At 62.2% G+C, this 13,672-nt stretch carries 15 protein-coding genes; 4 read left to right on the top strand and 11 right to left on the bottom strand.

Translation table 11 applies throughout. The annotated features are described in order from the left end of the window. The first annotated feature begins 181 nt into the window (after window positions 1–181). Window positions 182–1,066: an alpha/beta hydrolase gene (locus ACYU70_RS14710; RefSeq protein ID WP_342298216.1), complete on the top strand. Its 885-nt coding sequence runs from the start codon at window positions 182–184 to the stop codon at window positions 1,064–1,066. Window positions 1,067–1,343: 277 nt separating this feature from the next. Here ACYU70_RS14710 and ACYU70_RS14705 read toward each other — a convergent pair whose 3' ends face one another. From ACYU70_RS14705 to ACYU70_RS14690, 4 genes are all read right to left on the bottom strand, one after another. Next, entirely contained in the window at window positions 1,344–1,835 is a 492-nt protein-coding gene (locus tag ACYU70_RS14705; RefSeq protein ID WP_342298214.1) for a methylated-DNA--[protein]-cysteine S-methyltransferase, read from the bottom strand. Between the two features lie 21 nt (window positions 1,836–1,856). Further along, complete coding sequence (locus tag ACYU70_RS14700) at window positions 1,857–3,050, bottom strand: amine oxidase (protein ID WP_342298212.1); 1,194 nt, start codon at window positions 3,048–3,050, stop codon at window positions 1,857–1,859. A 121-nt stretch (window positions 3,051–3,171) separates the two neighbouring features. Next, window positions 3,172–4,098 carry a cation diffusion facilitator family transporter gene (locus ACYU70_RS14695; protein WP_342298210.1) on the bottom strand — a complete coding sequence of 309 codons (927 nt, stop codon included), beginning with the start codon at window positions 4,096–4,098 and terminating at the stop codon, window positions 3,172–3,174. Window positions 4,099–4,144: 46 nt separating this feature from the next. Beyond that, on the bottom strand, window positions 4,145–5,074 hold the full coding sequence (locus ACYU70_RS14690) for a cation diffusion facilitator family transporter (RefSeq protein ID WP_342298208.1): 930 nt from the start codon (window positions 5,072–5,074) through the stop codon (window positions 4,145–4,147). A 125-nt stretch (window positions 5,075–5,199) separates the two neighbouring features. Here ACYU70_RS14690 and ACYU70_RS14685 point away from each other — a divergent pair, with 125 nt between their 5' ends. Beyond that, a complete protein-coding gene (locus ACYU70_RS14685) occupies window positions 5,200–6,600 on the top strand; it encodes an APC family permease (RefSeq protein ID WP_342298206.1) in 1,401 nt (466 codons plus the stop codon). 47 nt (window positions 6,601–6,647) lie between these two features. On the opposite strand, the gene ACYU70_RS14680 is transcribed toward ACYU70_RS14685, so the two are convergent. Genes ACYU70_RS14680 through hemB form a run of 3 tightly spaced genes read right to left on the bottom strand, consistent with a single transcriptional unit; the run spans window position 6,648 to window position 8,876 of the window. Then, window positions 6,648–7,343 carry a DUF92 domain-containing protein gene (locus ACYU70_RS14680; RefSeq protein ID WP_342298222.1) on the bottom strand — a complete coding sequence of 232 codons (696 nt, stop codon included), beginning with the start codon at window positions 7,341–7,343 and terminating at the stop codon, window positions 6,648–6,650. A 23-nt stretch (window positions 7,344–7,366) separates the two neighbouring features. Further along, the gene (locus ACYU70_RS14675) at window positions 7,367–7,873 is read right to left on the bottom strand and encodes a GNAT family N-acetyltransferase (RefSeq protein WP_342298204.1); all 507 of its coding nucleotides are present in this window, start codon (window positions 7,871–7,873) and stop codon (window positions 7,367–7,369) included. 16 nt (window positions 7,874–7,889) lie between these two features. After that, complete coding sequence (gene hemB / locus ACYU70_RS14670) at window positions 7,890–8,876, bottom strand: porphobilinogen synthase (protein WP_342298202.1); 987 nt, start codon at window positions 8,874–8,876, stop codon at window positions 7,890–7,892. A gap of 132 nt (window positions 8,877–9,008) precedes the next feature. Here hemB and ACYU70_RS14665 point away from each other — a divergent pair, with 132 nt between their 5' ends. Beyond that, entirely contained in the window at window positions 9,009–9,698 is a 690-nt protein-coding gene (locus ACYU70_RS14665) for a hypothetical protein (protein ID WP_342298200.1), read from the top strand. A gap of 8 nt (window positions 9,699–9,706) precedes the next feature. Here the strand turns inward: ACYU70_RS14665 and ACYU70_RS14660 are convergent, their stop codons facing one another. The 4 genes from ACYU70_RS14660 to ACYU70_RS14645 form a co-directional block, all read right to left on the bottom strand. After that, window positions 9,707–9,931, bottom strand: coding sequence for a hypothetical protein (locus ACYU70_RS14660; RefSeq protein WP_342298198.1), 225 nt, complete (start codon window positions 9,929–9,931; stop codon window positions 9,707–9,709). A 372-nt stretch (window positions 9,932–10,303) separates the two neighbouring features. Continuing rightward, window positions 10,304–11,443 carry an NAD(P)/FAD-dependent oxidoreductase gene (locus ACYU70_RS14655; protein ID WP_342298197.1) on the bottom strand — a complete coding sequence of 380 codons (1,140 nt, stop codon included), beginning with the start codon at window positions 11,441–11,443 and terminating at the stop codon, window positions 10,304–10,306. Between the two features lie 113 nt (window positions 11,444–11,556). Next, window positions 11,557–12,810 carry an ornithine--oxo-acid transaminase gene (rocD, locus tag ACYU70_RS14650; RefSeq protein WP_342298196.1) on the bottom strand — a complete coding sequence of 418 codons (1,254 nt, stop codon included), beginning with the start codon at window positions 12,808–12,810 and terminating at the stop codon, window positions 11,557–11,559. 62 nt (window positions 12,811–12,872) lie between these two features. Beyond that, window positions 12,873–13,385, bottom strand: coding sequence for a hypothetical protein (locus ACYU70_RS14645; RefSeq protein WP_342298195.1), 513 nt, complete (start codon window positions 13,383–13,385; stop codon window positions 12,873–12,875). An 80-nt stretch (window positions 13,386–13,465) separates the two neighbouring features. Between ACYU70_RS14645 and ACYU70_RS14640 the strand changes: the two genes are divergently transcribed. Beyond that, on the top strand, window positions 13,466–13,648 hold the full coding sequence (locus ACYU70_RS14640; RefSeq protein ID WP_342298193.1) for a DUF5522 domain-containing protein: 183 nt from the start codon (window positions 13,466–13,468) through the stop codon (window positions 13,646–13,648). The last annotated feature ends 24 nt before the right edge of the window (window positions 13,649–13,672 follow it).

The raw sequence follows: 13,672 nt of genomic DNA, 5'->3' as shown, positions 1-13,672 counted from the left end.
AGGGAAGCGCAGCCCGGCAAAAAGCCAGCCCGCAGCCGTTCTGACAAAGATAAAGCCAATGCTGCCAAGGCCCCGGCTCCGGGGCCGCGCCGATGGCGGGCAAACTGCCGGCCCGGCCCGGGCGTAGGTGAGGTCCCTGCGCCGGGATTCGGCCGCAGGCTGTTCTGCTTAATCCCCGCTAATGCGTCGTTTCTTTTTGCTGACTCCCGTGGCTGTGCTGCTGGCCGCCGTGGTCATCATGCTGGCCACTGAATACGTGGTGGCCTACCCCAGCCACCGCACCAAAGACGTGGCCTATGTGCCCGCCTCAGCCCCCGATTTTGACAAGGAGCGCCACATTCTGGATGTGTATTCACCCAAAAAAGTGGCCCCGAACGGGAAGGGCTACCCGGTGGTGCTGTTCATTCACGGGGGGAGCTGGACGAGCGGGAACAAGAATATCTACACCTTCATCGGCCGGCGGCTGGCCAAGCAGGGCGTGGTGGCGGTGGTGATAAACTACCGCCTCGCGCCGTCGGTGCACGTGCCCGAGCAGGCGGCGGACTGCGCCCGCGCCCTGGCCTGGACCGTGCAGAACATCAAACAATACGGCGGCGACCCGGCCCGCGTATTCGTAATGGGCCACTCGGCCGGCGGTGGCCTGGCGGCGCTGCTAGCCACGGATGATGCGCTGTTAGCGGCCAACGGATTGCCCCAAAACCCCGTGCGCGGGGCCATTATGGACGACCCGGCGGGGCTGGATATGTATTCCTACCTCAAGGAAATGAAGTATGAGGGGGATGCGCAATACCTCGTGCCCTTCGGCAAGGACCCGGCGGGATGGAAACAGGAATCGGCCATTTATAAGATTAAGCCGAGCCTGCCGCCGTTCATATTTTACATCGGGGGGGAGACGTACCCGAGCATTAGCGGGAGTTCGGGGCGGTTTCGGGATAGGCTGAAGGCGACGGGCCAGCCCGCGCCGTACACGATTATTCCCGGGCGGCACCACATTCCGATGGTGTTGCAGCTGTATTGGCAGCACAACATCATTTATCAGGGGCTGCTGAAGCTGGTGGGGGCGTAGCGGGGCTAACGACGGCCGGAAACATGCCGAATTTCCAAAACATGGCAAATACGCGCAACATGGCAAACACGAAAAACAGGGCCTATGAGGCGATTTGCGGGCCGTATGAAGCGGTTTGCGGGGTCTATAAAGCGGTTTGCGGGCCGTATGCGGCGATTTGCGGGGCCTATGGGGCGGTTTGCGGGGTGTATGGGGCGGTTTGCGGGGCCTATGCAGTGGTTCGCATGCCCTATGTAGCGGTTCGCGGGGTGTTGCAAGGGGTTCGCGGGGCGAATTTTTAGCTGAACAGGCCGCCCTGGCGGGTGGGCTGTTCGAATTCGAGCAGCCACTTCTTGCGGTGCATGCCGCCGGCGTAGCCCGTGAGACTGCCATCGGCCCCGATGACGCGGTGGCAGGGCCACACGATGGCCAGCGGGTTCTGGCCGTTGGCCGCGCCCACGGCCCGCACGGATTTGGGGTTATTCAGCGCCTTGGCTACGTCGAGGTAGGAGGCCGTGCGGCCGTAGCCGATTCCCAGCAGCGCCCGCCACACCTGTTGCTGGAAATCGGTGCCGAAACCGGTGGCGTAGGTGAGGTCGAAATCACGCAGCTCGCGGTTGAAATAGGCTTGCAACTGCTCGTGCGCAGGACGCAGGCAGGCGGGCACGGTAGCTAGGGGCGTGGCGGTTATGTTCGCATCATCCAGAAATGAAACGGCCCGCAGGCCCGCATCGGAGCCGATGAGGGCGAGCGGACCGAGGGGCGAAGGCAGATAAACCGTGGCATCCATGCGCCAAAGGTACCTTCTGCGCTACACCAATACCGCCCGGGGCTGGCGTATGGGCACGGCTTCGGTAATCACCGCTTGCGCGGCGAGCAGGGCTTCGGCGCTGGGCTGGTGCAGCACGCGGGCGGGGCCGGGCTGGGCGAGGTCGGCATCCCAGAGGCCGGACTGGTGCCACTGGTCGAGGTGGTCCCAGTCGGGGCGGTCGATGATGGGGTAGAGGCAGATGCCTTGCAGGGGCAGGCCTTCGCGGAGGATGGCGGCGCATTCTTCGGCAATCATGCGGAGCCAGATGGGGCGGTCGATGCCGGGGTGGCTGGTTTCGGTGAGGGCGAAGGGGCGGCGGTAGCGCTTGTGGGCCGAGCGCAGCAGGTTGCGCAGGGGCACCCAGCGCGGGTCGGGCACGTCGTCGTTCCAGCCCAGCTTATTGGTGGTGCCGTTCTGCCACTGGTTGTCGTAGTAGTAGTTGAAGCCGACGATGTCGAGCAGCTCTTCGCGGCCGCCCAGCTCGGGGCACATGCGGCCGGAGAGGATGTCGGTGGCCTGAAACTGGTTGTCGTGGGCTTCGCGGGCCCAGCGGCGCTCGCGGGGCGTGGCGTGCAGCGGCGGCACGATGTGCACCAGCGGCTCGGTGCTGAGCATGCGGATGGTGGGGTCGGCCTCGCGCAGGGCGTGGGCCCCCTCGATGTAGGCGCGCATGAGGCCGTATTTCACGTCCCAGCCCTGGTGGTGGCAGTAGGGCGAGGTGCCCCGGGCATCGCCGCCGAGCCAGGAAATGAAGCTGACTTCGTTGATGGGCGTGACGATAAGCACATCATCGGGCCGCACGGAGCGGTAGAAATCCACAAAGGCGCGGCAGAGCGCGGCAAAGCGCCGGGCAAAAAGCGGGTGCAGCGGCGTAAGGTCGTCGGGGTAGCCGAAGTGGCAGAGGTCCCAGACTTGCTGGATGCCGTGGCGCTGGCCGGCATCGAGCATGGTTTTCACCGTGCTAAAATCGTAGTGGTAGGGCGTTTTTTCAATCTGAGCCCAGCGAATGCCCTCGCGCACGGTGCGGACGTTGAACGGATTGAGGGCGGTGTAATCTTCGTCAATCAGCTGCAAATGACCGGTGAGGGGCAGAAAATCGACGCGGTGGCCGAAGGCGTTGAGCTGGTCGGTGCACTCGTAGCCGCCCCACCAGAAGGAGCGGAAGGGCGAGGCGATGGGGGTAGGAATAGCCATAAATGGAAGCTTCGTATATAGGCGAATGCCCGCGCCGGCTGGTTGGGCGGGCGCGGGCACTTGATTAGCTTAAACCGGAAAAACGGCGCTGGGGTTAAGGTTGGGCTTAGCTGGAAGCAGCCTACTTTACAGGCTGGGCCAGGTTTTTGGCTTCGATGAAAATGCGCTGCACCTCGGGATGCTCGGCCCGGATGGCGTCCTGGAGCTGCTCCACGGCACCGGCTACTTCGTTTGAGGTGAGGTCGTCGGCAAACTGCACATCGAGGGCCAGAATCACGTCGTTTGGGCCGAGGTACATGGACAGGGGCGAGCGAATTTCGCACACCTGGGGCTGGGCGCGGGCAATGCGCTCCAGGTTGGCCAGCGTGACGGCATCGACGCCGGTGCCTACCAGCAGGCCCTTGGTGCGGCCCACCAGAAAGATGGCCACCAGCATCAGCAGCAAGCCAATGGCGATGGACGCGCCGCCATCGAAATACGGGTTGTTTAGCCAATGGCCCAGGAATACACCGAGGCCTGCCACTGCTAGGCCCACCAAGGCAGCCAGGTTTTCCATCACGGAGGCGAACACGGCCGGGTCGCGGCTGGTGCGCAGCATCTTCACGAAGCCCACGTTGCCATCCGACTGGGCCAGCAGGGCTTTCACCGACAGGTAAAACGCAATGCCTTCGAAGAGAAAGGAAAGGCCCAGCACCACGTAGTTCCAGCCCGCGTCTTCAATGGGCTCGGGGTGCTGAGTGTGCTTGATGCCTTCGTAAAACGACATGCCACCGCCGATGGCGAAGATGAGCACGGCCACAATCAGGCCCCAGAAATACAGCTCCTTGCTGTGCCCGAAGGGGTGCTCGGCATCGGGCGGGCGCTGGCTTTGGGCGGTGCCGTAGAGCAACAGGCCGCTGTTGCCGGTATCGACGAGGGAGTGAATGCCCTCCGAAAGCATGGCCGATGAGCCGGTGAAATAGGCCGCTACAAACTTGCTGATGGCAATGGCAATGTTGGCGGCGATGCCGCCGTAGAGGGAAAGTTTAGAGGCGTTTGCGTCGGCCATAAGGCGGGGATAGGGAGTCTGTGACTATAATTCAAAGAACGTCATGCTAGGCTTCTGCCCGGCTCGACAGCGACTTGGCTTCGATAAAAATGCGCTTCATCTCCGGGTATTTCGCCCGAATAACATCCTGCAACCCATCAATAGCCTGTTCGATTTCCTCGGAAGCGAGGTGGTGGGCAAATTCTACGTCGAGGGCCAGAATCACATCGGCCGGGCCGAGATAGGAGGTGAGGGGCGGGCCCACCTGGTCGATGTTGGGCTGGGCACGCACCAGGGCTTCGATGGCGTCCACGGTTTCATCATCCACGCCGGTGCCTACCAGCAGGCGCTTGGTTTTGTAGATGAGGAACAGCGCCACGCCCACCAGCAGCAAGCCGATGGTGATGGAAGCCGCGCCATCGAGGTAAGGATTATTGAGCAGATGGCCCAGAAACACGCCGGCCAGCGCAATGACCAGGCCCAGCAGGGCGGCCAGGTCTTCGAGCAAAATGGCGAACACCGACGGGTCCTTGCTGCGGCGCAGGGTTTCCCAGAAGCCGGCGTCGCCCCGGTCGGCGTTGAAGGCTTTGAACGCCAGGAAGCACGAGATGCCCTCAAACAGCATCGACAGGCCTAGGACCCAGTAGTTCCAGGTAGGGTCAGTGAGGGGGGCGGGGGATTTAAGGTGCTCGATGCCTTCGTAGAGCGACATGCCGCCGCCCACCGAAAACACCAGAATGGCCACAATCAGGGCCCAGAAATACAGCTCCTTGCTGCGGCCGAAGGGGTGGCGCTTGTCGGCGGGCTTTTCGGCCTGGCGCACGCCGTGCAGAATGAGCAGGCCGTTGCCGCTGTCCACGAGGGAGTGAATGCCCTCCGAAAGCATGGCCGAGGAGCCGGTGAAAGCCGCCGCCACAAACTTGCTCGCGGCAATGGCAATGTTGGCCCCGATGGCCCCGTAGATGGCAAATTTGGAGGAGGTAGCCGGTGAACTCATGGCGGGGCTTACGCAGTCGTCGGGGTTGGCGTTGACAAAGCGTGCCGAAACACCACGCGCCGGTTGTGGTTGAAGGACGGCCTTGCTGCCTCCATTCTGCGGCGTAGGGCGCTATTTTCGCTCCCATGTCCGCACCTACTTTGCAGCGCCGCCTCGGCCTGGTTCAAGCTACCGCCCTCAATATGATTGACATGGTGGGCATAGGCCCCTTTGTCACCCTGCCGCTCGTGATGGGCTTTATGGGGCCAAATTTCCTGCTGGCCTGGCTGGTGGGCGCGGCCCTGGCCTCCGTCGATGGCCTGATTTGGAGCGAGCTGGGCGCGGCCTACCCCGAAGCCGGCGGTAGCTACCGTTTCCTCAAGCTGGCCTACGGCGAGCAGAAGTGGGGCCGCTACATGTCGTTTCTCTACGTCTGGCAAACGCTCATTCAGTCGCCGCTGGTACTGGCCTCCGGGGCCATTGGCTTCGCCCAATACTTCGGCTACCTCGTGCCCATGACCGAGTGGTGGCAGCCCAAGGCGGTGGCCGGCACGGTGGTTCTGCTGCTGATTGTGCTGCTCTACCGCCGCATCGAGGACATTGGCAAGCTGGGCGTTGCCCTGTGGGTGGGCGTGCTGAGTTTGATGGGCTGGCTGATTTTCGGTGGCGTCACGCATCCCAACCACCACGTCGATATTTTTCCGGCGGGCGGCTTTTCGGCCTTGCCGGGCCTGCTGATTTCGGCGGCCATGGGCCAGGCGGCGGTCAAAACCATCTATTCCTACCTCGGCTACTACAACGTGTGCCACCTCGGGGCCGAAATAAAAGGGCCGGAAAAGGTGATTCCGCGCAGCATTTTCCTGAGCATCCTGGGAATCGCGGCGCTCTACCTGCTGCTGAACTGGAGCGTGGGCACGGTGATTGGCTGGCAGGAAGTGCAGGGCTGGCAGGCCAGCGCCGGTGATAAGTCGCAGTTCATCATCAGCGTGTTTATGGAGCGGCTGTACGGGCCCACAGCGGCCAACGTGGCCACGGCCATGGTGCTGCTAGTGGCGTTTGCGTCGCTGTTTGCGGTACTTCTGGGCTACTCGCGCATCCCCTACGCGGCGGCGGCCGATGGCGAATTTCTGCCCATTTTCGGTAAGCTGCACCCCACCAAGCAGTTCCCCTACGTATCGCTGCTGCTGCTGGGCGGTGTGGGCTTCGTGTTCAGCCTGCTGTTCCGGTTGGGCGAGGTGATTTCGGCCATCCTGGCCATGCGGATTCTGGTGCAGTTCGTGGGTCAGGCCGTGGGTCTGATGCTGCTCCGGAAGCGGCGCGGCACGAGCGCGCTACCGTTCAAAATGCCGCTCTATCCGCTGCCCGTCATCCTGGCCATCATCGTGTGGCTGTTCGTATTCGTGGGCATCGCGCCGGCCGAGGTGACGTGGGGCGGGCTGCACTTTAAGCTCTATTTCCAGGTGGCCGCGCTGGGCATGATGGCGCTGGGCACGGGCGCATTTCTACTGTGGAGCCGCAGCCTGAAGCGGTGGCCGTTTGCGCAATAAGTGCAACTCAGCGGCTGAGCAGCTCCCGAAATAGTGGCCGTGCAACGCTAGCCCAGCCACTTCATCAGTCCGCCTGCCACCAGTGCCCCGGTCAGTGTATTGATGAAATTGACCGCATTGTTGCCCAGCAAGCCACGCCGTTCCAGCGTAGCGCCCAGCACCGAATCCATCAGATTGCCGGCTGTGCCCGCCACCAGCAGCCACCCAAAGGCCGGCCCCCAGCCGAAACCCAAGCAGTAAGCCGCCGCCAGTACGGCCGTACCGGCCAGTCCCAGCGCCGTACCTTCCAGGCTCACCACGCCGTTGAGGCCGCGCGCATCGGGCCGCAGCGTGAGGATGTTGTAGTAGCGGCGGCCGTACACGTTGCCCAATTCCGAGGAGAGCGTGTCAGCGGTGGCGGCGGCGAAGCTGCTGGCCAGCATCAGTTGGGCCAGCGGAACAGCGGGCGGATATTGCCAGGCCAGCAGTCCCAGCAGGCCCGCCACCCCGGCATTGGCCACTACCTGGCCAGCGGTGCGGCGGCCTTTGTTCTCCTCGGCCAGTCCGAGGCGGCGCTTATCGGCCACGCGCCAGCTGGAAGCCGCCGTGCCCAATCCAAAAAACAGGGCCAGCAGCGCCAGCCCCGTAAAGCCGCTGCCAAGGTAAATCAGCAGGCCTAGTGCGCCGCCGGTGCCGGCGGCGGCCGTGGTCAGTTTGCCCGCCCGCACGCTGTAGAACATGCCCAGCCCCAGTAGTCCCAGCACCAAACCAAGCCGGAATAACTCCATTACCCCAGCCGCTTCTCGTAGCAAAAGAACCGCAGCCCCGGCCGAAACGCCAGCGTAATCTCGCCCGCAAACCGGTAGCCCAGTTTTGGGAAAAGCCGCTGCGTAGCCGCGTTTTCGGAATTGGTATCCACGCGCAATATCTTCAACCCCTGGGCCACGGCCTGCCGCTCGGCCTCGGCCATTAGCGCCAGCGCTACGCCTTTGCCTTGCGTGGCGGGGTCCACAGCCAGGCGGTGCGTGACGAGGGCGGGTTGGGTTACATCCCAGTCGGCCTGGGCATATTCGGCATCCTGGTCCTGGGTGAGGGCGGCCACGCCGGCCACCGCGCCATCCAGCTCGGCCACCCAGAGATGGTTTTGCGCGATATCGGCCGTGAATACGGCCTCGTTCGGGTAGTCGGCCGACCACTGGAAATTGCCGCTGGCCTGCATCAGCGGCACCACCCGCCGCACCAGGTCCAGGATAGCGGGCACATCGGCCAGAGTGGCGCGGCGGGTCGTGAGCATATTCGAAACCAATTGATTAGCCCCGGCGCAGCACGGCGGCTGCTTCCTTGGCGAAGTAGGTCAAAATCGCATCGGCCCCGGCGCGTTTGATGCTCATGAGCACCTCCATCATAGTGCGCTCGCCATCGACCCAGCCGTTTTGGGCGGCGGCCTTTATCATGGCGTACTCGCCGCTCACGTTGTAGGCCGTCACGGGCAGGTTGGTATGGTTTTTCACTTCCCGAATGATGTCGAGGTAGCTCAGCGCGGGCTTAATCATCACCATATCGGCACCTTCGGCTTCATCCAGCGCCAGCTCGCGTAGGGCTTCAAGGCGGTTGGCGGGGTTCATCTGGTAGCTTTTCTTGTCGCCTTTCTTGGGCGCCGAGGACAGCGCATCGCGGAACGGGCCGTAAAACGCCGACGCATACTTGGCCGTGTAGCTCATGATGCTGACGTGCGAAAAGCCGTTCTCGTCCAGCACCCGCCGAATCCAGGCCACGCGGCCGTCCATCATGTCGCTGGGGCCGATGATGTCGGCTCCGGCGCGGGCCTGGGCCAGGGCCATCTGCCCCAGCACTTCCAGGCTGGGGTCGTTGAGGATTTCGCCCGAATCGGGGTCCACCACACCGTCGTGGCCGTCGGAACTGTAGGGGTCCATGGCCACATCGGTCATGATGACGACCTCGGGAAACTGCCGCTTGATGTCGGCCACCGCTTTCAGGTAGAGGCCATCAAGGTTGGTGCTTTCGCGGGCCATGGGGTCCTTCAGCACTTCGTTGATGTTGGGGAAGGGCGCGAAGGCTTTCACGCCCAGCTCCACGCACTGCCCGATTTCGTCAATCACGCGGTCGGCCGTGAAGCGGAAAATGCCGGGCATCGACTTGATTTCCTCGGTCTGGTTCTGGCCTTCGGTGATGAAGATGGGGTAGATAAAATCGTGGGCGGTGAGGCGGGTTTCCTGCACCATATCACGAATGACGGCAGACTTGCGGTTGCGGCGGGGGCGGTGGGTTGGGAGCATGGACTGGTAGTTCAAAAAATCAAACAGCGAAAGTAGTGCTGGTGGCATATTAACCGTTGGAAGCAGCAAATTGGTTGATGAACGATAGGCAGCAGCCTTCAGCAAGCTGATATGCTACCTAATATTGTAGCGATGATTACCACGACCGCCCGAACTAACCGTTTCCTCCTGCTTGCCGTGTCATTAAGCCTGGGCTTACTCAATGGCTGCAAAAAGGATTCGGCGGTACCTGCCGAGCCAATTGAGCCGGAAGCCTTTGACTTGAGGCTATTCACTAATGGCAGAGAAATAAAAGATGCGGCAGCCAAGGATAAGTTCCTGCGACACATGACGGCGTCGCATGCAGAATTTATACCCTTGCCAACACCCTTGCCTGGTGAAAAAGTAATATTCCTGGCACCAGACACCGTAATATTAAATTCACGTCTTTATAACAAGGCGCGGTTTTCGGTGGTAAAAAACAATGCACAGCACCTGTTTTATTCCGATACACCGAATATTATCTACAATGATGTGCGTAATGGGCCGCCGGTTTTTGGTATCCTTATGTACGATATGCTCAAATATACCAGCCCGCTAACTCCTTATCCTGCTGGCAGTACGAGGGCAATAGGTAAGCAGGTGCATGTTGGCTATCGACATGATAATCAAATGTATATTTCGGTAATGCGCTACCATTGGGTTTGGGCAGACCAATGGAACGGAAGCCTATGGCAGTCTGGGCTCATGTTCAACGAGTTTAACGAAAGTGTTATTCCCCGAATCGGGGCAACCGATACGTTAGCTATCCGCTTCGATAAGATTAAGTTTCCTATACAATAGCTGAAACCCTACCGCTGCCCAAACGGGTCGATGTACGCCACCAGCACCGCCAGCGCTGCCGCCCCCGCCACAATACCCCACACCAGCCCGCCCCCGCTCAGCAGCAGGCCCAGCAGGGCAATGGGCAGCACCACCAGCCCCAGCACCCCCAGCACCGTGGTGCCGAGGCCAACCTCGGCCGTAGCATGGGACCGGGCCAGTAACGGCCGCCGGTGCGTGGCGGCCGGGCGCATAATGGGTAAGGGAGCAATAGATGTATTTTCAGTGGATGCCACTGCCGTCCTAGGCTTTGGCACCGTACGGCGCTGCTTCGGGGCTACGGGCAAAGAAATTACCGATTGAGTGACTGGTTTGGCCGAAGCCATATCCATTGACACCGCGGCCGATGCCGGTACCTCAGCCGCTTTCACCTCCCGCACGCGCCCCGGCATCGGCTGAAACGAGAAGCTGGGCCGGCTGCTCTGGCAGCCGCTGGCCAGGCCGCCAGCTACCACCAGCAAAGCCAGCAAACGGGAGTGAAACAAGCGGGGGCGCGTAGCAAAAAGCATAGTGAGAGTCCGGAAATAAGGTCTGCGCAGGGCTGTACGAATATTGGCTGATTTCCGCTACCCGATGGCCAGCTTTTGCGCCGCCTCCCAGCCAATGCCCGCCCCCAGGGCCACGCCCATGCCGTTGCAGCGCACGGCGGCCAGCACCCCCGGCCGCACCCAGTCGATGATAGGAGCCAGCGCCGGCCCAAACCCCATCACCCCGCTCCAGCGGTAGTCGATGCGCGGCTGCCGGCTGGGCAGAATCACCTCTTGTAGCAGCTTTTCGAGGTATTGCTGCACCGTGGGCGTGAGGCCGGGAGCGGTGGTTTCTTCGCCTGAAAAATCGAGGTTACGCCCGCCGCCGATCAATATCCGGTGGTCGGCCAGCTGGCGGAAATAGGCATAGCCGTGGTCGTAATGGAACGTGCCGGGCAGGTGCACTCCGGGCAGTGGCTCGGTCACCAGCACCTGGCCGCGGCCGGGCGTCACGGCCAATTCCGGCAGCAGCTCGGTGGCGAAGGCATTGGTGGCCAGCAGCACCTGGCTGGCCGTCACAATCGCGCCGTTGGCCAAGCGCAGGCGGTGGCTAGCGGGGCTGCTTTCCACATCTTCCACGGCGCAATTGGTGAGCACCGGCACATCGGCGGCCCAGGCGCGGGCCAGCAAGGCGCGCATCATGCGGCCGGCATCGAGGCTGCCTTCGTGCTCATTTTTGAGCAAAGTCCTCACGCCCCCGAAACCAAACTGTCCGGCCTCCCCGCTGGCATCGCGGAAGGTGCGGGCGTGCCCAGTGACCGGGGCCAGCAGCGTATTGAAGTAGTCGATTTTATCCCGGCACTTGGCCGCCAGCCCGGCTTCTTCGTGCCGAAAAAGCTCGTAGCCGCCCACCGGCTGGTAATGCAGCGCGGCATCGCCCAATAGCTCACGCAGCCGCGCCAGCCCGGCCCAGCGGGCGGCCACCACTGCCTGCAAGTCGCCGCGCTTTTCCTGCTCGATTAATTCCGAAATCGACCCAAAGCACGCAAATCCGGCATTTTTAGTCGATGCGCCGCTGGGCAGCGAGCCACGCTCCAGCACCACCACGTGCCAGTTAGGTCGCTGCTGTTTTAGGTAGATAGCCGCCGTGAGCCCCACCAAGCCCGCGCCGATGATGGCGACTTCAGCCGGTCCGAAGAAGGATTGGTGCTCCCAGTAAGACAGGTTAGCGTTGGACATGAGGCAAAGAAAAAGTCTGTCATCCTGAGTGCAGCGAAGGACCTTGTCACGCCCGAACAAATTGCTCAAACGTGAGAAGGTCCTTCGCTGCACTCAGGATGACAGATTGGGCTTTAAAATGCCAGAATCACCGCCTCAATCACATCGCAGGCCGCGTGCAGCTGCGCCTCCGTAATCACCAGCGGCGGGGCAAAACGGATGATGTCGCCGTGCGTGGGCTTGGCCAGCACGCCGCGCTCCATCAGCGTCACGCACACGTCCCAGGCGGTGCGGCCGTCTTCGGCGGGAATAATCACCACCGCATTCAGCAGGCCTTTGCCGCGCACCAAATCCACCGTTTCAGGGCGCTGGGCCTGCACCTGGCGCATCCGCTCGCGGAAGATTTCGCCCAGCTTAAACGCCTTTTCGGCCAGCTTTTCTTCGGTCAGCACATCCAGCGCGGCGCGCATCACGGCGCAGGCCAGCGGGTTGCCGCCAAACGTGGAGCCGTGCTGCCCCGGCTGAATGGTGAGCATGATAATGTCATTCGCCAGCACCGCCGATACGGGCATCACGCCCCCGCTCAGGGCCTTGCCCAGAATGAGAATGTCAGGGTCGACGCCCTCGTAGTCACAAGCCAGCATCCGGCCCGTGCGGCCCAGCCCGGTCTGAATTTCATCGGCGATAAACAGCACGTTGTGCGCCTGGCAAATAGCCGCCGCCTGTTTCAAATACCCTTCTGAAGGCACCATCACGCCCGCCTCGCCCTGGATGGGCTCTACCAGAAACGCGCAAACGTGCGGCTCCTTCACCGCCTCTTCCAGCGCCGCCAAATCATCGTACGGCACCACCTGATAGCCCGGCATATACGGCCCGAAACCGCCCGTGCTATCGCCATCGGTGCTGAAGGAAATGATGCCCGTGGTACGTCCGTGGAAGTTGTGCTCGGCCACGATAATGCGGGCCATGTTCGGCGCAATGCCTTTCTCCTGGTAGCCCCATTTGCGGGCCAGTTTCAGCGCGGTTTCCACGGCCTCGGCCCCGGAATTCATCAGCAGCGCCTTGTCATAGCCAAATAGCTCGCAAAGCTGCTTTTCCGCCGCGCCCAGCTGGTCATTAAAAAATGCCCGCGACGTGAGCGTAAGCTGCTGTGCCTGCTTTGTGAGCGCCCCGATGATATGCGGGTGGCAATGCCCTTGGTTTACCGCCGAATAGGCAGAGAGAAAATCGAAATACTGCTTGCCGTCCACGTCCCACAGCAGCGGACCTTCGCCGCGGTTCAGGACCACAGGCAGCGGGTGGTAGTTATGGGCGCCGTACTGGTCTTCGAGCTGCATGAGCTCGGCGGCGCGGCTGGACGTGGCGGTGGGGGAGGTGGTGGCGGACATGGCAAGGGCGGGAGTTGATGAGGCCCGAAATTACGGATTTTCGCCCCGCCCGCCGCGCTGCCTTAGCGCAGCCGCATGCCCTCCACCTGATGCGCCGTGTCAGTATAGCGCCCCACGTAGTTGCCTTCTTCGCGGCCACTGGCCCGTAGCAGCGTCCAGTCCACCACGGCGGTTTCGGGGAAAGTCACCGGCGTGGGTTCGGCCGGAGTAGTAGAGGCGGTGGTGGTTTCGGGCAGCAGCAGTGCCTGAACCGTGTTGCCGTGCCAGCCCAGCACCCGCGCCGAGGCCTGCCGGAAGCTAGTATCCGTCGCAATCACCCGCACCGATAGCAAAAACTGGTCGCCGATGGGCAGGCCGGCCAGGAATTTCTTCTTGGCCTGGGGCAGCGTGCGCAAAGCCTCGCGCACCGGGTCAGCCAGCGCGGTTTCGTCGCGGGCCAGTGCCGGGCGCACCCCCGCCGGAGCCGTGGCGGCCGTCAATACCACCGGCGTGGGGGCCTGAGCAACAGTAGGGAACGTAAGCAACAAAGCGGCCCCAGCCACAAGTGACAATGCGAAACCAGTAGGCATTTTCATAGAATGAATAGCAAATTTCAATAGCACAAGGTACGACACCCCGGCCATTGAACGCCACCGGCCCTAACTTTGATTCACCGATGCCCGCTCCCGTTCCCCAGCCGCTCCAGCCCGGCGATTTTTACTACACGCCCGAAGGCTACCTCGTCTTCACCGAGCAGTACCACCGCCGCCGGGGCAGCTGCTGCCAGAGCGGCTGCCGCCACTGTCCCTGGAAATTTCGGCCCAAACCAGGCGCTCAGGGCGCATCCGACCGGAAATAAGGGCGGGGTGTTTGGTGAATGCCA

The organism is Hymenobacter segetis (assembly GCF_054776495.1).
This window is presented reverse-complemented; position numbering and strand designations above follow the sequence as displayed.